General features: G+C 72.1%; 16 protein-coding genes and 1 pseudogene. 6 read left to right on the forward strand and 11 right to left on the reverse strand.

Features of this window, described 5'->3' with window-relative positions; genetic code table 11:
- Positions 1 to 143 precede the first annotated feature (143 nt).
- Both pyk and AX737_RS29300 read right to left on the reverse strand, forming a co-directional pair.
- Complete coding sequence (gene pyk, locus AX737_RS29295; RefSeq protein WP_066927506.1) at positions 144 to 1,580, reverse strand: pyruvate kinase; 1,437 nt, start codon at positions 1,578 to 1,580, stop codon at positions 144 to 146.
- A gap of 270 nt (positions 1,581 to 1,850) precedes the next feature.
- Positions 1,851 to 2,135: a hypothetical protein gene (locus tag AX737_RS29300; protein WP_066927508.1), complete on the reverse strand. Its 285-nt coding sequence runs from the start codon at positions 2,133 to 2,135 to the stop codon at positions 1,851 to 1,853.
- Positions 2,136 to 2,317: 182 nt separating this feature from the next.
- Between AX737_RS29300 and AX737_RS29305 the strand changes: the two genes are divergently transcribed.
- Positions 2,318 to 3,541: an acyl-CoA dehydrogenase family protein gene (locus AX737_RS29305; protein WP_066927510.1), complete on the forward strand. Its 1,224-nt coding sequence runs from the start codon at positions 2,318 to 2,320 to the stop codon at positions 3,539 to 3,541.
- A gap of 6 nt (positions 3,542 to 3,547) precedes the next feature.
- Here the strand turns inward: AX737_RS29305 and coaBC are convergent, their stop codons facing one another.
- From coaBC to AX737_RS29325, 4 genes are all read right to left on the reverse strand, one after another.
- Positions 3,548 to 4,765: a bifunctional phosphopantothenoylcysteine decarboxylase/phosphopantothenate--cysteine ligase CoaBC gene (gene coaBC / locus AX737_RS29310; protein ID WP_066927511.1), complete on the reverse strand. Its 1,218-nt coding sequence runs from the start codon at positions 4,763 to 4,765 to the stop codon at positions 3,548 to 3,550.
- A gap of 11 nt (positions 4,766 to 4,776) precedes the next feature.
- A complete protein-coding gene (gene ubiB / locus AX737_RS29315) occupies positions 4,777 to 6,333 on the reverse strand; it encodes a 2-polyprenylphenol 6-hydroxylase (RefSeq protein WP_066927513.1) in 1,557 nt (518 codons plus the stop codon).
- Positions 6,334 to 6,366: 33 nt separating this feature from the next.
- Positions 6,367 to 7,122 carry a bifunctional demethylmenaquinone methyltransferase/2-methoxy-6-polyprenyl-1,4-benzoquinol methylase UbiE gene (gene ubiE, locus AX737_RS29320; protein WP_066927532.1) on the reverse strand — a complete coding sequence of 252 codons (756 nt, stop codon included), beginning with the start codon at positions 7,120 to 7,122 and terminating at the stop codon, positions 6,367 to 6,369.
- Positions 7,123 to 7,204: 82 nt separating this feature from the next.
- Entirely contained in the window at positions 7,205 to 7,813 is a 609-nt protein-coding gene (locus AX737_RS29325; RefSeq protein WP_066927515.1) for a hypothetical protein, read from the reverse strand.
- A 236-nt stretch (positions 7,814 to 8,049) separates the two neighbouring features.
- On the opposite strand from AX737_RS29325, the gene mutM reads away from it, so the two are divergent.
- Positions 8,050 to 8,949: a bifunctional DNA-formamidopyrimidine glycosylase/DNA-(apurinic or apyrimidinic site) lyase gene (gene mutM / locus AX737_RS29330; protein WP_066927517.1), complete on the forward strand. Its 900-nt coding sequence runs from the start codon at positions 8,050 to 8,052 to the stop codon at positions 8,947 to 8,949.
- A gap of 260 nt (positions 8,950 to 9,209) precedes the next feature.
- Here the strand turns inward: mutM and AX737_RS29335 are convergent, their stop codons facing one another.
- The 4 genes from AX737_RS29335 to AX737_RS29350 form a co-directional block, all read right to left on the reverse strand.
- Positions 9,210 to 10,076 carry a tetratricopeptide repeat protein gene (locus tag AX737_RS29335; protein WP_156454041.1) on the reverse strand — a complete coding sequence of 289 codons (867 nt, stop codon included), beginning with the start codon at positions 10,074 to 10,076 and terminating at the stop codon, positions 9,210 to 9,212.
- A 278-nt stretch (positions 10,077 to 10,354) separates the two neighbouring features.
- Entirely contained in the window at positions 10,355 to 11,461 is a 1,107-nt protein-coding gene (locus AX737_RS29340) for a 5-(carboxyamino)imidazole ribonucleotide synthase (RefSeq protein ID WP_066927520.1), read from the reverse strand.
- Entirely contained in the window at positions 11,458 to 11,925 is a 468-nt protein-coding gene (purE, locus tag AX737_RS29345; protein WP_066927534.1) for a 5-(carboxyamino)imidazole ribonucleotide mutase, read from the reverse strand. The genes AX737_RS29340 and purE overlap by 4 nt, the downstream gene beginning before the upstream one ends.
- Positions 11,926 to 12,075: 150 nt before the next feature.
- Positions 12,076 to 12,306, reverse strand: a complete 231-nt coding sequence (locus AX737_RS29350) for a DUF465 domain-containing protein (protein ID WP_066927522.1) — start codon at positions 12,304 to 12,306, stop codon at positions 12,076 to 12,078.
- 172 nt (positions 12,307 to 12,478) lie between these two features.
- On the opposite strand from AX737_RS29350, the gene AX737_RS29355 reads away from it, so the two are divergent.
- The 3 genes from AX737_RS29355 to AX737_RS29365 all read left to right on the forward strand — a co-directional run bounded on the left by AX737_RS29355 (position 12,479) and on the right by AX737_RS29365 (position 15,938).
- Positions 12,479 to 12,661: a DUF465 domain-containing protein gene (locus AX737_RS29355; protein WP_066927524.1), complete on the forward strand. Its 183-nt coding sequence runs from the start codon at positions 12,479 to 12,481 to the stop codon at positions 12,659 to 12,661.
- 150 nt (positions 12,662 to 12,811) lie between these two features.
- Positions 12,812 to 14,737: a propionyl-CoA synthetase gene (locus AX737_RS29360; protein WP_066927526.1), complete on the forward strand. Its 1,926-nt coding sequence runs from the start codon at positions 12,812 to 12,814 to the stop codon at positions 14,735 to 14,737.
- Between the two features lie 82 nt (positions 14,738 to 14,819).
- Positions 14,820 to 15,938 carry an NADH:flavin oxidoreductase/NADH oxidase gene (locus tag AX737_RS29365; RefSeq protein ID WP_066927528.1) on the forward strand — a complete coding sequence of 373 codons (1,119 nt, stop codon included), beginning with the start codon at positions 14,820 to 14,822 and terminating at the stop codon, positions 15,936 to 15,938.
- A gap of 18 nt (positions 15,939 to 15,956) precedes the next feature.
- Here the strand turns inward: AX737_RS29365 and AX737_RS29370 are convergent, their stop codons facing one another.
- Positions 15,957 to 16,733, reverse strand: a complete 777-nt coding sequence (locus AX737_RS29370) for a phosphodiester glycosidase family protein (protein WP_066927530.1) — start codon at positions 16,731 to 16,733, stop codon at positions 15,957 to 15,959.
- A 221-nt stretch (positions 16,734 to 16,954) separates the two neighbouring features.
- Between AX737_RS29370 and AX737_RS29375 the strand changes: the two are divergent.
- Positions 16,955 to 17,299: pseudogene (locus tag AX737_RS29375) on the forward strand (hypothetical protein); the annotation flags it as partial.

Below are 17,299 nucleotides of genomic sequence, written 5' to 3' on the forward strand. Positions count from 1 at the left end.
TCACCCGGCTTTCTGCGAAAGCAGACCTCTCCCTATGGGAGAGGGGACCCGCGCCCGATCCGGAATCCGGGCTGCCCCGCGAGGGACCCGGACTGTCCTATCAGGTGCGATCGGCCCGCTCTGCGGGATGGGCTGGCCGCGCGTCACGCCCGCTCGGCGTGCTCCCGCGTCACGAAGGCGATGCGCACGAGGTTCGTGGCGCCCGGCGTCCCGAAGGGCACGCCCGCCACCACGATCACCCGGTCGCCGACGTCCGCGAAGCGCTCGCGCACCGCGAACTTGCAGGCACGCGAGGCCATGTCGTCGACGTCGGACGCGTCCTTCGTCACGATCGGGTGCGTGCCCCAGGCCATGGCGAGCCGCCGGGCGGTCTCGCGCTTCGGGGTGAGCGCGATCACGGTGGCGTTCGGGCGCTCGCGCGAGAGGCGCAGCGCCGTCGAGCCCGAATGCGTCCAGGCCATGATGGCGGTGAGATCCAGCGCATCGACCATCTGGTGGGCGGCCGCCGCGATCGCGTCGGCGGCGGTGTGGTCCGGGGTCGAGGATTGCGCCCGGATGATCGACCAGTAGAGCTGGTCCCGCTCCACCTGCTCGGCGATCCGGCTCATCGTGGTGATCGCCTCGACCGGGAAGGCGCCCGACGCGCTCTCGGCCGAGAGCATCACGGCGTCCGCGCCCTCGTAGACCGCGGTGGCCACGTCCGAGACCTCGGCGCGGGTGGGCACCGGCGCGGTGATCATCGATTCGAGCATCTGGGTCGCCACGACCACCGGCTTGCCGAGGCGACGCGAGGCGCGCGTGATGCGCTTCTGCACGCCCGGCACCTGCTCCAGCGGCATCTCGACCCCGAGATCGCCGCGGGCCACCATCAGCCCGTCCGAGATCTCGATGATCTCCTCGAGCCGCGAGAGCGCCTGCGGCTTCTCGATCTTGGCCATGACCAGGGCGCGGCCGGCCGCGACCTTCTTCACCTCGGCCACGTCCTCGGGCCGCTGGACGAAGGAGACGGCGATCCAGTCGGCGCCCGCGTTCAGCCCGGCCTCCAGGTCGGAGCGGTCCTTGTCGGTCATCGCCGGCAGCGGGATCACCGTATGGGGCAGCGACACGCCCTTGCGGTTGGAGATGCGCCCGCCGACCTCGACGCGCGTCACGGCCCGACCCGCCTCGGCCTCCGTGACGGTGAGGCGCAACTTGCCGTCATCGACCAGGATGGCGTGGCCGGGCTCCAGCGCCTGCAGGATCTCCGGATGGGGCAGGTGCACCCGTTCGGCATTGCCGGGCGCCGGATCCGCGTCGAGCACGAAGGTGGCGCCGTTCTCGATCATCGCCGCGCCCTCCGCGAAGGTGCCGAGGCGCAGCTTCGGGCCCTGGAGATCGACCAGGATCGCGATCGGGCGCTTGGCCTCGCGCTCCACGGCGCGGATCACCTCGACCTTCTCGGGCAGCTTCTCGCGGGCCAGGTGGCTCATGTTGAGCCGGAATACGTCGGCGCCCGCGTGGAAGAGCTTCGCGATCATCTCGGGCGTGTCGGAGGCCGGCCCGAGGGTGGCGACGATCTTCGTGCGGCGCGAGCGTTTCAACAGGGACCTCCGGTCTCTTGTGTCCGGCGGCCGCTCTCTCGATCCGGCGGCCTGATCCGGCATCGCGGCCAATGACCCCGCGCCCGAGCCGGCGTCAAGGCTCGGCGAAGCTTTCGCCGGTGTTTCGCGCCGGGCGAGTTCCCGCATCGACCGACCTCCTGCGTCGGAACGAAGACGAGCCGGCTCGCGACACCGTGTTCCTGCGCGCTGCGGGAAAACTTCACGCCGTCTCGATGCGGCGCGACACGATGCGCGCGGCGCTCGGTCCGCTCAATGGGCCGTGCGCTGCTCCGCGACGGGGACCTCGCGCGGGACGCGTTGCGGGAGACCGATCCGTCTGGGCACGGGATAGGCCGCGAGGCCGAGCAGCATCCGCGCCCCGGCAATCGCCGCGAGCGTTTCCGGACCCGCACCCTCCCAGCGCGCCGCGTATTCGAGCCGGTCGAGCCGCTCGGCGAAACGCTCCGCCGCAGCACGGTCACGGCCCGGCGGGGCCTCGGCCAGCAGGGAGAACAGGCTTTCGAGAACGGGGCTGACCGGATCGACGGACGGCATCGTGCCAATCTCCGCTGCGGCTCGCGTCACGGTTAACGGATCGGACGATCGCGCGCCGCATCAAACGTTAAGCTCAACTGGCGCGGGCCCGGCGCGGGGAAAGCGCGGCGCTACGCCCTATCTGCCGGCGGAGAGGCGGGGGCGCGCGACCCGGCCCGACGGAACCCGAGCGGGAGGAACCGATGCTGCAGAATCCGATCGAGCCGCGACCGCCCGAGCTGCAGGCGCCCTGGCGCACGGAGCGGCGCGCCGCCCTGCAGGCTGAGGCCCGCGCCTTCGCCCGCGACGTCGTGCTGCCGCTCGCCGACGAGCTCGATCCCCGCAAGGGCGAGATGCCGCGCGCGCTCATCGACCAGATGGCGGCGAAGGGCTGGTTCGGCATCACGATCCCGGCCGAGCACGGCGGCATGGGCCTCGGCGTGTTCGAGTACTGCCTCGTCTCGGAGGAACTCGCCCGCGCTTGGCTGTCGGTCGGCAGCATCCTGGCGCGCGGGCAGGGGCTCGGCACCCAGACGATCGACGACGCGCGCCGCCTTGACCTGCTCGCCAAGTCCGCGCGGGGACGGTGGATCGGCAGCATCTCGCTCTCCGAGCCGACCGCCGGCTCGGACCTTGCTGGCGTTCGGACCCGGGCGGTGCGCGAGGGCGACGACTGGATCCTCACCGGCACGAAGCGCTGGGCCGGGTTCGCGCTGGCGGCCGACTTCATCGAGGTCCTGGCCCGCACCCGGGACCCGGAGCCGGGCGAGCCGCGCTCGGCCGGGCTCGAACCCTTCCTGGTGGTGAAGCGGCCCGGCACCTTCCCGGAGGGCATGACGGGCCGGGCCATCGACAAGGTCGGCTATCACGGCTTCCAGACCTACCAGCTCGAACTCGACGGGGTGCGCGTGCCCGAGAGTGACCGGCTCACCGGGCTCTACGGCGACATGGGCGCGGACGCCGATTCGGGCGGCTTCGCCGCCGTGCAGCGCGGCCTCAACATCGCCCGCGTCCACACCGCCGCCCGGGCGGTCGGCGTGGCCCGCGCGGCGGTGGAGGACACCCAAGCCTACCTGCAGGAACGCGAGCAGTTCGGGCACCCAATCGCCGAGTTCCAGGCGCTGCGCTTCGCGCTCGCCGACATGGCCGCCGAGGTCGCGCAGGCGCGGGCCTTCTGGTGCCAGGTCGCCCACCTCCTCGACCAGGGAGAGCCGGCCGAGAGCGAATCCGCGATGGTGAAGCTGCTCGCCACCGAGATGGCCGTGCGGGTGACCAACCAGGCCATGCAGCTCCACGGCGGCAACGGCTACACCACCGAGCGCCGCGTCGAGCGCTACTGGCGCGACGCCCGCCTCACCACGATCTTCGAGGGCACGAGCGAGATCCAGCGCCGCATCATCAGCGACCGGATGCTGCCGCGCGCCTGAGGCGCCTCAGGTCCCGCCGAGGAGCGCCGCGAACCGCTCGACCAGCCGGCGGCCGACCTCGTCCTTCGGAAGCGTCGGCCAGGTCTCCAGCGCGCCGTCGCGGCCCAGAAGGTGGATGGTGTTGCGCTCGCCGCCCATCACCCCGCCCGCGGGCGAGACGTCGTTGGCCACCAGGAGGTCGCAGCCCTTGCGGGCGAGCTTGGCGCGGGCATGCTCCAGCACCCGGTCGGTCTCGGCCGCGAAGCCGACGACGAGGCGCGGCCGGTTCTCCGCCAGACCCGAGACGGTGGCCAGGATGTCGGGATTCTCGACGAGCGCCAGCGGCGGGGGAGCCGAGCCGTCCTTCTTGATCTTGCCCGCCCGCTCGGCGGCCGGACGCCAGTCGCCGACCGCCGCGGCGAAGACCGCGAGGTCGGCCGGCAGCGCGTTCTGCACCGCCGCCAGCATCTCGCGCGCCGTCTCGACGCGCACGACCCTCACCCCGGCCGGATCGGGGATCGCGACCGGCCCGGAGACCAGGGTGACGTCGGCGCCGGCGGCCGCAGCGGCCTCCGCGATGGCGTGGCCCTGGCGGCCCGAGGAGCGGTTGGCGAGGTAGCGCACCGGGTCGATCGGCTCGTGGGTCGGCCCCGAGGTCACCAGCACGCGCCGTCCGGCGAGCGCGCCCGAACGGGCGCCCAGCATCGCCGCGACGGCGTCGGCGATCTCGGTGGGCTCGGCCATCCGGCCGGGGCCGGTCTCGTTCTCGGCCATGCGGCCGGCGTTGGGGCCGACGACCCGCACGCCGTCGCCGACCAGGGTCGCGAGGTTGCGCCGCGTCGCCGGGTGGGCCCACATCCGCACGTTCATGGCGGGCGCGATCAGGATCGGCAGGGTGGTGGCCAGCAGCACCGTGCCGGCGAGGTCCGGCGTCTGGCCGGTCGCCATCCGGGCCATCAGGTTGGCGGTGGCGGGCGCCACCACCACGGCGTCCGCCTGGCGCGCCAGCTTGATGTGGCCGATATCGGCCTCCTCGGCGCGGTCGAACAGGTCGGTATGGGCGCGCTCGCCCGCGAGCGCGGCCGCCGCGAGGGGCGTCACGAATTCCTGCGCGCCCGCGGTGAGCACCGGGCAGACGGAGGCGCCCCGCTCGCGCAGGCGCCGGATCAGGTCCAGCGCCTTGTAGGCCGCGATGCCCCCGCCGATGACGAGGAGGATGCGGCGGTCGGCGAGCGGCAGGGTCATGGGGGAGCGTTCTACCGGAAGGCCAGCACCAGCGCACCGACCGCGATGCCCCAGAGCGCCAGGGTCTGCAGGACGGCCCGGCGGCGCTCGTTGCGGGCGAAGCGCTCGATGCGCTGCGCGTCGCCGGTGCCCGACTCGTCGAGGCGCACGATCACCCGCTTCAGGCGCTGGGCGAGGTCGGGGAACTCCGCCACCACGTCCGCGAGGGTGCGCAGCGCGTCCGCGCCCTGCTCGAGGCGCCCGACGGGGCCGAGGTTGCGCCCGATCCAGGCGCGCACCACGGGCTCGGCGGTCGTCCACATGTCGAGCCGGGGGTCGAGCGAGCGGGCGACGCCCTCGACCACCACCATGGTCTTCTGCAGCATCACCAGTTCGGTGCGCGTGCTCATGTCGAAGAGCGCGGTGACGTCGAACAGGAGCGTCAGCACCTTGGCCATCGAGATCTCGTCGGCCCGGCGCTGGTGGATCGGCTCGCCGATCGCCCGGATCGCCTGCGCGAAATCCTCGACCGAGTGGTGCGCCGGCACGTAGCCGGCCTCGAAATGCACCTGCGCGACGCGGCGGTAGTCGCGCATGATGAAGCCGAGCAGGATCTCGGCCAGGAAGCGCCGCTCGTTGCGCCCGAGCCGGCCCATGATGCCGAAATCGACCGCGACGAGCTTGCCCTCCGCGTCCACGAACAGGTTCCCCTGGTGCATGTCCGCGTGGAAGAAGCCGTCCCGGATGGCGTGGCGCAGGAAGCTCTGGATCACCGCCCGGCCGACCGCCTCGGGGTCGAGCCCGGCCGCCACGATCTCGGCCTTGCTGTGCAGCTTCGTCCCGTCGATCCACTCGGAGGAGAGCACGTCGCGCGCCGTCAGCTCCCATTCGGGCTTCGGCACGCGGAAGTCGGGGTCGTCCCGCGTGTTCTGGGCGAGTTCGGACGCCGCCGCCGCCTCCAGGCGGAAATCCATCTCCATCATCACGGAGCGGGCGAGGATCTCGACCACCTCGCGCGGGCGCAGCCGCTCGGCCTGGGGCGAGAGCGCGTGGACCACGCGGGCGATGAAGCGCATCACCTGCAGGTCGCGCTGGAAGCGCTCGCGCACGCCCGGCCGCATGATCTTCACGGCGAGCGCGCGCTGCGTCCCGTCCGCGTCCTGCACGACCGCCTTGTGCACCTGGGCGATGGAGGCCGCGGCGATCGGCTCGCTGAAGGCCGCGAACAGGGCGGTGATCGGCTTGCCGAAGGCGGCCTCCACCACCCGGACCGCAATCGCCTGCGGGAAGGGCGGCACCCGGTCCTGCAATTGCTCCAGGTCGTGGGCGGCCTTCATGCCGACGATGTCGGGGCGCGTCGCCAGGAACTGGCCGAACTTGACGTAGCTCGGCCCGAGCCGGGTCATCGCCGCCGAGAGGCGGGCAGCGCCGTCGCCGAGGCCGGGCCGCTCCAGCGAGCGGCCGACCTTCAGCGCGAGCCGCAGGTGCGGCGGCAGCTCGGAGGGGTCGACGAAGGACAGAGCGCCCTCGCGCGCCAGCACGAAGCCGACATGGGCGCCGCGCGCCAGGTGGAAGACCGCGCCGAGCATCGGATCAGCCCTCTCGGCCGCGCCGCGACGCGCTCACGAGACCTTCCAGCCGGAATGGATGGCGACGATGCCGCCGGACAGCGGCCGGTCGGTGACGTGGCGGAAGCCCGCCTGCTCGATCAGCCCCGCGAAGGCGCCGCGCGTCGGGAACTTGCGGATCGATTCCACGAGGTAGCGGTAGGATTCCGCGTCGCCCGCCACCCGCGCGCCGATGCGCGGGATCACGTGGAAGGAGTAGGCGTCGTAGATCCTGTCGAGCACCGGCAGGTCGACCTGCGAGAATTCGAGGCAGAGGAAGCGGCCGCCGGGCTTCAGCACGCGCCGGGCCTCGGCGAGCGCGAGGTCGATGCGCGGCACGTTCCGGATGCCGAAGGCGATGGTGTAGGCGTCGAAGGTAGCGTCCGGCAGCGGCAGGCTCTCGGCGTTGCCAGTGACGAAGTCGATCCGCCCCTTGAACCGTTCGGGCGCGCGCTCGGCGCCCACGCGCAGCATCGACTCGTTGATGTCGAGCACCGTCACGTCGGTGCGCGCGCCTCCTGCGTCGAGCACCCGGAAGGCGACGTCGCCGGTGCCGCCCGCCACGTCGAGGTGGCGGTGGGGCCGGCTCCTCGACGGGCGCAGCATCGAGACGAGCTGCGCCTTCCAGGCCCGGTGCAGGCCCGCCGACATCAGGTCGTTCATCACGTCGTAGCGGCGGGCGACCGAGTGGAACACCGCGTCCACGCGGCCCTGCTTCTGCGCGAGCGCCACCCGCTCGTAACCGAAATCGGTGGTCTCGTCGGCGGCCATGGGCTTCTCCATGGCCGCCTCCATAGCGAAGCCGTGCCGGGAGCGCCATCGGGCGCAATCGCACGGGACGGGTTCTCCCAGGCTACGCGACCGTTCGGCCGGCGGTCGGTCCTGGCCGATAGAGACCCAGATCCTCCCAGCCGATCGGCTCCTGCGCGGGATCCAGCCCTTTCAGAAGGGCCGAGTATACGGCCTCGGCCTCGGACGAGCTCGGGTCCTTCCCCGCCGCGATCACGGCGGTCAGCGAGACGCCGCGCCGATCGAGGCCAAGCGCCTTCTCGATCGTGGCGGCGAGCAGGTCGGGCGTCTTCTGTTTCTTCAGGGTCTCTACGGTCTCTTCGTCCAGGCTCAGGCGCTCGGCGATCGTGTCGATCATTTCCGGGTCGCCTGGCTTCGCCGTCAGTTTCGCGAAGGTTTCGCCGAGCGCAGCCACGAATTCGGATTGCGTCGCGTAATCGTCGGGCTCGATCCCGAATACGTGTCCGACGCGCACCAGCATCGCGCTCAGTTCCTTCACGGGATTCGGGCTGTTCACGCTGAACAGGGCCGCGTTGGACTCGGCCTCGGTTCGGTGCGCACTCGGATCGACGGATGACGACAGGAGGTTGTTCGGGTTGGAGTCCGACTTCCGCGCGACGGCCGCTGCGGATGATTGCCGCAACAGCAGGAGAGCCGTCGATCCGGAGGTCACAGATGAGAGCATGTCGTCGACCCCGCGGATCAGGCTCGGCGAGACCGCACCGATAGGCCCGAAATCTAATCGGTCCTGGTGATCGCCGGAGCATCGGATGTCCGGAATTGTTGACTCCGATGCGTGAAGATTGAGTAGCCGTCGCCCGCCTCGGCCGCGAGGGCCGGACCGTGGCACGGGGCGAGGGCCGTTCCCATCTGAGAGGCGCGCCGCTTCCGGCCGCGACATAGGACGACATGCCCGAGCTTCCCGAAGTCGAGACCGTGCGCCGGGGGCTCGTGCCCGCGATGGTCGGCGCCCGCTTCGCCCGCGTCACCCTGCGGCGGCCGAACCTGCGCTTCCCCTTCCCCGAGCGCTTCGCCGAGCGGCTGGAGGGGCGGACGGTCACGGATCTGGCCCGCCGGGCGAAGTACCTGACAGCGCATCTCGATTCCGGCGAGACGCTGGTGATGCATCTCGGCATGAGCGGGCGCTTCGACGTGGCGATGCCGGACGGGCGAAACCTCTCGCCGGGCGACTTCTACCTCGAGGGGGCGCAGGGCGTGCCGAAGCACGACCACGTCGTGATGGCGATGGGCACGGGGGCCACCGTCACCTACAACGACGTGCGCCGCTTCGGCTTCATGGATCTGGTGCCGACGGCCGACCTCGCCGCCTCCCGTCACTTCGCCGGCATGGGCATCGAGCCCCTGGAGCCGGGGCTCGACGGCGCGGTGATCGCGCGGCTCTTCCGCAACCGGTTCACGCCGCTGAAGGCGGCGCTGCTCGACCAGCGGCTGATCGCGGGACTCGGCAACATCTACGTCTGCGAGGCGCTGCACCGGGCGGGGCTCCACCCGGAGACGCCCGCGGGATGTCTGGCGAAGGCGGACGGCAAGCCGACACCGAAGGCGACGCTGCTCGCCCGCACGATCCGGCAGGTGCTGACCGAGGCGGTCGCGGCAGGCGGCTCGACCCTGCGGGACTACGCCCACACCGACGGCAGCGCGGGCGCCTTCCAGCACGCCTTCCGGGTCTACGACCGCGTCAACGAGCCCTGCCGCGCGCCGGGCTGCGGCGGCACGGTGGCGCGCATCGTGCAGTCCGGCCGCTCGACCTTCTTCTGCGCGACGTGTCAGCCAGCGTTCAAGGCGTGAGCGCGGTCAGCAGCTTACCTGCATCTGCGTGATCGCCCCGGAGGATCGGGCTCGAACCGCGCCGCGCCCCCTCTCCCGTGCGGGAGAGGGTTGGGGTGAGGGGTGAGAACTCTACGAAAGAGGCGCAAGGCTGCCGAGCGAGCCTGTCATGCCCGATCCTGACAGTTCTCGTTCCTCACCCGGCTTTCTGCGAAAGCAGACCTCTCCCGCACGGGAGAGGGGACTCGCGCCTCGGCCGGAACTGTGCGGATCGCAACATATCAGTTGAACAGCGAGCCCACCCCGCCCTGCACCCGTCCCAGGCCCTGCTTGGCCACCGCGTTGTTCGGGTCGATGCCGGCGGCGCGCTGGTAGTTCTCCAGCGCCTCCTTGCGGCGGTTCGACTTCTCGTAGGCGAGCCCGCGATAGGCCCAGGAGGTGGCGTCCTTGTTGTTGACGTTGAGGGCCGCGTTGTAGTCCTCGATCGCCTTGTCGTACTGGTTCGTGGCGATCAGGCTCTGGCCGCGGGCCGCGTAGGGCGCGGACACGAAGGGGTTGCGGTCGATGGCCGCGTCGAAGTCGGCGATGGCCTGGCTGTTCTGGCCCTGCTTCTGCCGCACGAGGCCGCGGGCGTGGTAGGCCTCGGCCGATTCCGGCATCAGGCGGATCGCCACGTTGAGGTCGGCCAGCGCGCCCTCCACGTCGCCTTGGGCTCGCAGCACGTTGGCGCGGCCGATATAGGCGGGGCCGTAGTTCGGGTCGGCGTTGATCGCCTTGCCGAAATCCTGCAGCGCGGCGTCGTTGCGGCCGGTCTGGCGCAGTGCCAAAGCGCGGTTGTTGTAGGCCGAGCCCGAGTTCGGGTCGATCTGCACCGCCTTGGTGAAGTCGGCGATGGCCTCGCTGAACTGGCCCGCGCGGGCGTAGGCGGCGCCGCGGGTGTTGTAGGCCGCCGCGTCACCGGGATTGCGCTGCACCACCTCGGTCAGCGAGGCGATGTTCGTGGTGGTCGCGCCGGTGGTGTCGGTCTCCAGCACCGCGAACTGGCGCGGGGCGGTGGCCACGCTGCCCATGGTCTCGCAACCCGCGAGCGCGACGGTCGCCACCAGGGCCGACCCGACCAGCGCCGTCCGCGACGCGCGCACGCTCATCCACCTCATCACCCGCTCCCCTCGGGGCACGATCCGCAGGTTCGTCCCCTCAAAACCCTGTCCGTCGCGCCGATACGCCGACGCTCGCTCCGGTCGGCAATCCCGCTGGACCGGACGGACGGCGGGACGATCGCGCGGCGCGGTGAACGCGCGCTTAAGACCGGGCGACGATGTCCCTGGAAGCCAGAGGATGTGGCGAAGGTATGGCCCCCCGGTCGGACGGCGTCCCCGAGGGCCGCTCGAGCCGCACGCGGCCGGCCGACTGTGTTCCGGTGGACTCAGTCCGCCCGGGGCAAGAGCCGCGTGACGTGGCCCATCTTGCGGCCGGCCCGGGCCTCGCCCTTGCCGTAGAGGTGCAGGTGCGCGCCGGGCTCGGCGAGGATCGCCCGCCAGTCGCCGGCCTCCTCCCCGATCAGGTTGCGCATCTCGACCGCGAGCCCGCCGGTGCGGGCGGCCTCGCCCAGCGGCCAGCCGCAGACGGCGCGCACGTGCTGGGCGAACTGCGAGGTCAGCGCCCCCTCGATCGTCCAGTGCCCGGAATTGTGCACCCGCGGGGCGATCTCGTTGACGATCAGGCGCTCGCCGGCCTCGTCGCGCACCAAGAACATCTCGACCGCCAGCACGCCCACGTAGTCGAGCGCCTCGGCGATGCGCCGGGCGATCTCGTAGGCGGCCGCGCCCGTCTCCGGCGACAGGCCCGGCACCGGTACCTGGGTCAGCGCCAGGATGTGATCCCGGTGCTCGTTCTGGCAGAGGTCGAACGCGGCAAAACCCCCGTCCTGCCCGCGGGCGGCCACCACCGAGACCTCGCGCTCGAAGGGCACGAAGCCTTCAAGGATCAGCGGCGCGCCGCCGAACTCGGCGAAGATCGCGTTGCGGTCGCCCTCGGCCGCGGTGCGGATGATGCGCTGGCCCTTGCCGTCGTAGCCGAAGCGGCGGGTCTTGAGCACCGCCGGCAGGCCGATCGCGTCGAGGGCGCGGGCGAGGTCGTCGGGCGTGTCGACCTGCCGGAACGGCGCGGTCGGGATGCCGAGGCCGTTGATGAAGCTCTTCTCCGAGAGCCGGTCCTGCGTGGTCGAGAGCGCGTCGGCGCTCGGGTGCAGCGGCGCGTGGCGGGCCAAGAGGTCCGCGGTCTCGCGCGGGATGTTCTCGAACTCGTAGGTGATCGCCTCGACGCTCTGGGCGAAGCGGGTCAGCGCCTCGGCGTCGTCGTAGGCGGCGCAGGTCGCGACCGCGGCGACGTCGAAGGCCGGGGAATCGGCGTCGGGCGCGAAGACGTGGACCTTGAGGCCGTAATTCGCCGCCGCGAGCGCGATCATCCGCCCGAGCTGGCCGCCGCCGACGATGCCGAGGGTGGAACCGGGCGCGAGGGTTCTGGCGGTCACGGGTGCTCGGTCTCCGGCCGCTCGGCCACGGCGGCGGTCTGGGCGGCGCGCCACGCGTCGAGGCGGTCGGCCAGTCCCGCATCGGTGAGCGCCAGCACGGCGGCGGCGAGGAGCGCCGCGTTGACGGCGCCCGCCCGGCCGATGGCAAGCGTGCCGACCGGGATGCCGGCCGGCATCTGCACGATCGACAGCAGGCTGTCCTGGCCCGAGAGCGCCTTCGATTCCACGGGCACGCCGAAGACCGGCAGGCTCGTCATCGCGGCGGCCATGCCGGGCAGGTGCGCGGCCCCGCCCGCGCCCGCGATCACCACGCGGAATCCCGCCGCCCGCGCGCCCTTGGCGAAGGCCACGAGCCGGTCCGGCGTGCGGTGGGCGGAGACGATGCGGGCGTCGTAGGCGACGCCCAGCGCGTCGAGGGTCTCGGCGGCGTTGCGCATGGTCGCCCAGTCGGACTGGGAGCCCATGATGATCGCCACGGGTGGCGCTGCCGGGTTGCTCACACGCGTGCTCTCGCGTTGGCGCCGGGTGGGTGAGCCCGGCCGAAGTCCGCCGTTACAGGCGTGCGCCCTGGCCCGCAAGCCATGCGCCCACGCGATCCACGGGCCGGCCCACCCTCAGGCGATGATGTCGGGGGTGATCTGGTCCTCGACGTAGGAGATGCGGTCGCGCAGCGTCAGCTTGCGCTTCTTCAGCCGCTGGATCTGGAGCTGGTCGGCGACGACGTTGCGTTCCAGAGCATCGATCGCGCTGTCGAGGTCGCGGTGCTCCTCCTTGAGCCGGGCGAGCTCCGCGAGGAGGTCCCCCTGGTTGTCGTTCTGGCTCTCTTCGACCGACTCGACCGTCATTGCCGCCCGCTGAAAACACGCACCGCGCCGCGCCCGAGGATGCGTCAGGCGTCCCCGCACGGCAACACAATCTCGCACCGCACCCGGAGCCGATCGACGTGGTTTGCCTTCGACAGCCGGCAAAACCTGTGGCAGGTTGGGTGCGTCGGAACAAGGACAGGAGATTCGCCTCATGTCGCTGCAGACGCATCTGAACCAACTCACCCGAAAGCACGAAGCCCTCGAGCGTGAGATTCAGGAAGCGATCCACAGGCCCTCGGCAAACGACCTTCACATCGCCGAGCTGAAGCGACGGAAACTCCACCTCAAGGACGAGATCAACCGGCTCCAGGACACCGCCGGCACGCTGCACTGAGCCCCGGTTCACGCAACTATCCGGATCGACCCTGCCGCCGCGCCCGAAAGCGCGGCGGTTTTCGTTTCCGGCGGGCTGCCGCAGGCCGGTCGGCCTCTGCTAGAACAGGTGGGCCCGCCCCGAAGAGCGGTTTCGCCGAGGAAACGCCCCATGACGTCCGCCAGCCTGCCCGGCCGCTATCCCGAGGTCTACGCCGCCGCGAGCCGCGATCCGGACGCCTTCTGGCTGGAGGCCGCCCGGGCGCTCGACTGGAACCGGCTGCCGGACCGCGCCTTCGATCCCGATTCGGGCCCCTACGGCCGCTGGTTCCCGGACGGCGAACTCAACGCCTGCCACAACGCGGTCGACCGGCACGCGGACGGGGGGCGCCGCGAGCAGGTCGCGATCCGCTACGATTCGCCGGTGACCGGCACGAAGCGCGCGATCACCTACGGGCAGTTGCAGGACGAGGTGGCGACGCTGGCCGCCGTGCTCGTCGATCTCGGCGTGAGGAAGGGCGACCGTGTCGTCATCTACATGCCCATGGTGCCGGAGGCGATGTTCGCCATGCTGGCCTGCGCGCGGCTCGGGGCGATCCACTCGGTCGTGTTCGGGGGCTTTGCCGCCAACGAGCTCGCCGTGCGCCTGGACGACGCCCGTCCGAAGGTCGTGCTGGCCGCCTCCTGCGGCATCGAGCCGAGCCGCACCGTCGCCTACAAGCCGCTCCTCGACGCCGCGATCGGGATGGCCGCGCACGCGCCGGATTTCTGCCTGATCCTCCAGCGCCCGCAATGCGCCGCCGCCCTGGCCGAGGGGCGCGACCGCGACTGGGCCGAGGCGGTCGGCGCCGCCAGGGCGGCGGGGAAGCGGGCGGCGTGCGTGCCGGTCGCGGCAACCGACCCGCTCTACGTACTCTACACATCGGGCACGACCGGCAAGCCGAAGGGCGTGGTGCGCGACACCGGCGGGCAGCTGGTCTCGCTCGCCTGGACGATGCCGAACCTCTACGGCGTCCAGCCCGGCGAGACCTATTTCTGCGCCTCCGACATCGGCTGGGTGGTCGGCCACTGCTACATCGTCTACGCGCCGCTCCTGCACGGCTGCACCACGGTGCTGTACGAGGGCAAGCCCGTGGGCACGCCGGACGCGGGCGCGCTCTGGCGGGTCGTGGCCGAGACCGGCACGGTCTGCCTCTTCACCGCGCCGACCGCGCTCAGGGCGATCAAGAAGGAGGACCCGCGCGGCGCGCGCGTGGCCGACCACGACCTCTCCGGCTTCCGCACCCTGTTCCTGGCGGGCGAGCGGGCGGACCCGGATTCCGTCGCCTGGGCCGAGCGGGTGCTCGAGCGGCCGGTGATCGACCATTGGTGGCAGACCGAGACCGGCTGGCCGATCGCCGGCAACCCGGTCGGGCTCGGCCTGCTGCCGGTCAAGCACGGCAGCACCTGCGTGCCGATGCCGGGCTACCGGGTCGAGATCCTGGACGAGGGCGGCAAGCCGGTGCCGGCCGGCACGATGGGCACGATCGCGATCCGCCTGCCGCTGCCCCCGGGCTGCCTGCCGACTCTCTGGGGCTCGGACGAGCGCATGCGCGCGAGCTACCTCGCGACCTTCCCGGGCTACTACGACACCTCGGACGCCGGCGTGATCGACGCGGACGGCTACATCACGGTGCTCGGCCGCACCGACGACATCATCAACGTAGCGGGCCACCGGCTCTCGACGGGCGGCATGGAGGCGGTGCTGGCCAGCCATCCCGATGTGGCGGAATGCGCCGTCATCGGCGTCCGCGACGCGCTCAAAGGGGAGGTGCCCTGCGGCTTCGTGGTGCTGAAGGCCGACGTCGCGCGCGAGCCCGCCGAGATCGAGCGGGAGCTCGTCGCCAAGGTGCGCGACGAGATCGGGCCGGTGGCGGCCTTCAAGCTGGCGCTGACGGTGCCGCGCCTGCCCAAGACCCGCTCCGGCAAGATCCTGCGCGCCACCATGAAGCGCATCGCCGACCACGAGCCCTGGACCATGCCGGCCACGATCGACGACGCGACGGCGCTCGACGAGATCGGCGCGCGCCTCGCGCAGCGGGGCGTCGGCGGCGCCTGACGCCGCCCCGCCATGCCGCCGGCCGACTGGCATACCGGGTACCTCCGCGACAGATAGGGTCGGTCCATCCGGAGCGCCCTTCATGACCGCACGCCTGTTCGAACCGCTCACGCTCGACGGCCTGACCCTCGACAACCGCATCCTGATCGCGCCGATGTGCCAGTACTCGGCCCGCGACGGGCAGGCGACCGACTGGCACATGATGCATCTCGGGCAGCTCGCCATGTCGGGCGCCGGGCTGCTGACGCTGGAGGCGACCGCCGTCTCGCCCGAGGCGCGCATCACCGCCTGGGACCTCGGCCTCTACGACGACGGCTGCGAGCGGGCGCTCGCGCGCGTCCTCGACGCGGTGCGGGACTACGCGCCGATCCCGGTCTGCATCCAGATCGCGCATGCGGGCCGGAAGGCGTCGAGCGAGGCGCCCTGGACCGGCGGCGCGCAGATCCCGCCCGAGCACCCCTACGGCTGGCGCACCGAGGCGCCCTCGGCCGTCCCGCACGCGGAGGGCGAGGTGGCGCCCCACGCCCTCGACGCCGCCGACCTGAAGCGGGTGCGCGAGGATTTCGTGGCGACGGCGAAGCGCGCGGTGCGCCTCGGGATCGAGGCGGTCGAGCTGCACGGCGCCCACGGCTACCTGCTGCACCAGTTCCTCTCGCCCCTCGCGAACAAGCGCACGGACCAGTACGGCGGCAGCCTCCAGAACCGGATGCGCTTCCCGCTGGAGATCTACGACGCCGTGCGTCAGGCGGTGCCCGCGGGCAGCCCCGTCTGGCTGCGCGTCTCGGCGACCGACTGGGTCGAGGACGGCTGGGACCTCGAGGAGACCCTCGCGCTGGCGCAGGCCCTGAAGGCGGCGGGCTCGCCCGCGCTCCACGTCTCGACGGGCGGCGTCTCCCCGAAGCAGGCGATCACCCTCGGGCCGGGCTACCAGGTGCCCTTCGCCGAGCGGATCAAGGCGGAGACGGGGCTCGCCACCATCGCGGTCGGCCTGATCACCGAGGCCGAGCAGGCGGAGGCCATCCTGCGCGAGGGACGGGCGGACGCGATCTCGCTCGCCCGCGCCATGCTCTACGACCCGCGCTGGCCCTGGCACGCGGCGGCCGAACTCGGCGCGCAGGTCCGCGCCCCGAAGCAGTACTGGCGCTCCCAGCCGCGCGCGTACAAGGACCTGTTCAAGGACACCGCCTTCGGCCAGCGCTGAGACGGCGGGCGGCGGCGTCTACCGCGCCACCGCCCCCACCATTGGCCCGAGCGGGCGGCTCAGGTCGCTGCGGCCGAGGTTCGGCGCGTAGAGGCTCGACACGCTGCCGTCCAGGAACAGCGCGTTGCGGCAGCCCAGGTCGTCCCGGAACAGGCGCGCGAAGGCGCCGAAGGTCACCGGCCGCTCCGAGATCGCGAAGACCGCGGTGCGGCCGTCGTCGCGCGTGCCGACCCCGTTGCGGATCTTCTGGGACGGACCGTCCGCCGAGATCTTCGGGTGGATCTGGCCGTCGATCACCAGCATCGGGCCGGATTGCGTGGCGAAATCGGGCTTGACCTTCGCCTTGAGGTAGCGGGCGGTGTCGAGCACGCCCGCGCGCTCGCCCTTCACGTAGAACACGCCGTTGGGCTTGAGATGAAAGTTGCCCGGCCCGTTCGCGGTCGAGACCGGCTTCATCTCGCGCCCGTCCTCGACGTAGAGCCCGACCGGCGCCTGGCCCTTGTCGTACATGCCGGCATTCATGGCGAAGCTCAGGCCCGCGCCCTGCCGCGCCGCGAGGCTGCCGAGCGAGGCGTAGGGCAGGCCGTCGGCACCCAGCCAGAACAGGCGCACGCGCTGGCGCCGCAGGTCCACCGTGCAGACCGTGAAGCTCTCGCCCTGGGCCTGAACCGCCGCGCAGGGGGCGCCCGCCCGCGCGGCGTCCGGCGCGGCCACGGCCGGCGCCGCCGCCGGTGCGGCGAGCAGCGATCCGACGAGGCCGGCTGCCGCCAGGCGGACAGGTGCGCGGTGGAGCATGATCGAGGGATCCCAGGAGCGGCCGGAGGGTCCGCAAGCTGGGCCGGTTCCTCACGCCAAAAGACGGCGGCTTTCGGGCCCTCCGCCGTCGCGCGCCCCGCCAGAACACGAATCTTTGAGCCCCGCGGACCGATCTCTCGCGGAGGGGTCACGAACCGTCGCGGGCTCCTGCACGTTTCAGGTGGCGTAGGGGCATTCTCAGGTTGGTCTCGGAGAATCAGATGAAGCGGGTTGTTCTCGCATCCAGCCTCGCGCTCGGCGCGCTCGCGATGGTCCCGGCCTCCGCCGACGCGCGCGGGTTCGGCGGGGGCTTCCACGGCGGCGGCTTCCACGGCGGCGGCTTCGGCGGCTTCCGTGGCGGCGGGTTCGGCGGTTTCCGCGGCGGCGGGTTCGGCTACCGCGGCGCAGGCTTCGGCGGCGGCTGGCGCGGCGGTTACGGCGGCTGGCGCGGCGGCTATTACGGCGGCGGCTGGCGCCGCGGCTACGGCTACGGCCTCGGGGGGCTCGGCCTCGGCGTGGGACTCGGCCTCGCGGCCGGCGGTCTCTACGGCGGATACGGCTACGGC

The sequence above is a fragment of the Methylobacterium sp. CCH5-D2 genome (genome assembly GCF_001556475.1).
GTDB lineage: Bacteria > Pseudomonadota > Alphaproteobacteria > Rhizobiales > Beijerinckiaceae > Methylobacterium > Methylobacterium hispanicum.

What these genes read in the sequence shown, in the direction of transcription:
- AX737_RS29300 (WP_066927508.1), bottom strand. Translation starts at nt 2,135, where the DNA reads ATGCCGTCCGTCGATCCGGTCAGCCCCGTTCTCGAAAGCCTGTTCTCC.
- AX737_RS29305 (WP_066927510.1), top strand. Translation starts at nt 2,318, where the DNA reads ATGCTGCAGAATCCGATCGAGCCGCGACCGCCCGAGCTGCAGGCGCCC.
- coaBC (WP_066927511.1), bottom strand. Translation starts at nt 4,765, where the DNA reads ATGACCCTGCCGCTCGCCGACCGCCGCATCCTCCTCGTCATCGGCGGG.
- ubiB (WP_066927513.1), bottom strand. Translation starts at nt 6,333, where the DNA reads ATGCTCGGCGCGGTCTTCCACCTGGCGCGCGGCGCCCATGTCGGCTTC.
- ubiE (WP_066927532.1), bottom strand. Translation starts at nt 7,122, where the DNA reads ATGGCCGCCGACGAGACCACCGATTTCGGTTACGAGCGGGTGGCGCTC.
- mutM (WP_066927517.1), top strand. Translation starts at nt 8,050, where the DNA reads ATGCCCGAGCTTCCCGAAGTCGAGACCGTGCGCCGGGGGCTCGTGCCC.
- AX737_RS29335 (WP_156454041.1), bottom strand. Translation starts at nt 10,076, where the DNA reads ATGAGCGTGCGCGCGTCGCGGACGGCGCTGGTCGGGTCGGCCCTGGTG.
- purE (WP_066927534.1), bottom strand. Translation starts at nt 11,925, where the DNA reads ATGGGCTCCCAGTCCGACTGGGCGACCATGCGCAACGCCGCCGAGACC.
- AX737_RS29350 (WP_066927522.1), bottom strand. Translation starts at nt 12,306, where the DNA reads ATGACGGTCGAGTCGGTCGAAGAGAGCCAGAACGACAACCAGGGGGAC.
- AX737_RS29355 (WP_066927524.1), top strand. Translation starts at nt 12,479, where the DNA reads ATGTCGCTGCAGACGCATCTGAACCAACTCACCCGAAAGCACGAAGCC.
- AX737_RS29360 (WP_066927526.1), top strand. Translation starts at nt 12,812, where the DNA reads ATGACGTCCGCCAGCCTGCCCGGCCGCTATCCCGAGGTCTACGCCGCC.
- AX737_RS29365 (WP_066927528.1), top strand. Translation starts at nt 14,820, where the DNA reads ATGACCGCACGCCTGTTCGAACCGCTCACGCTCGACGGCCTGACCCTC.
- AX737_RS29370 (WP_066927530.1), bottom strand. Translation starts at nt 16,733, where the DNA reads ATGCTCCACCGCGCACCTGTCCGCCTGGCGGCAGCCGGCCTCGTCGGA.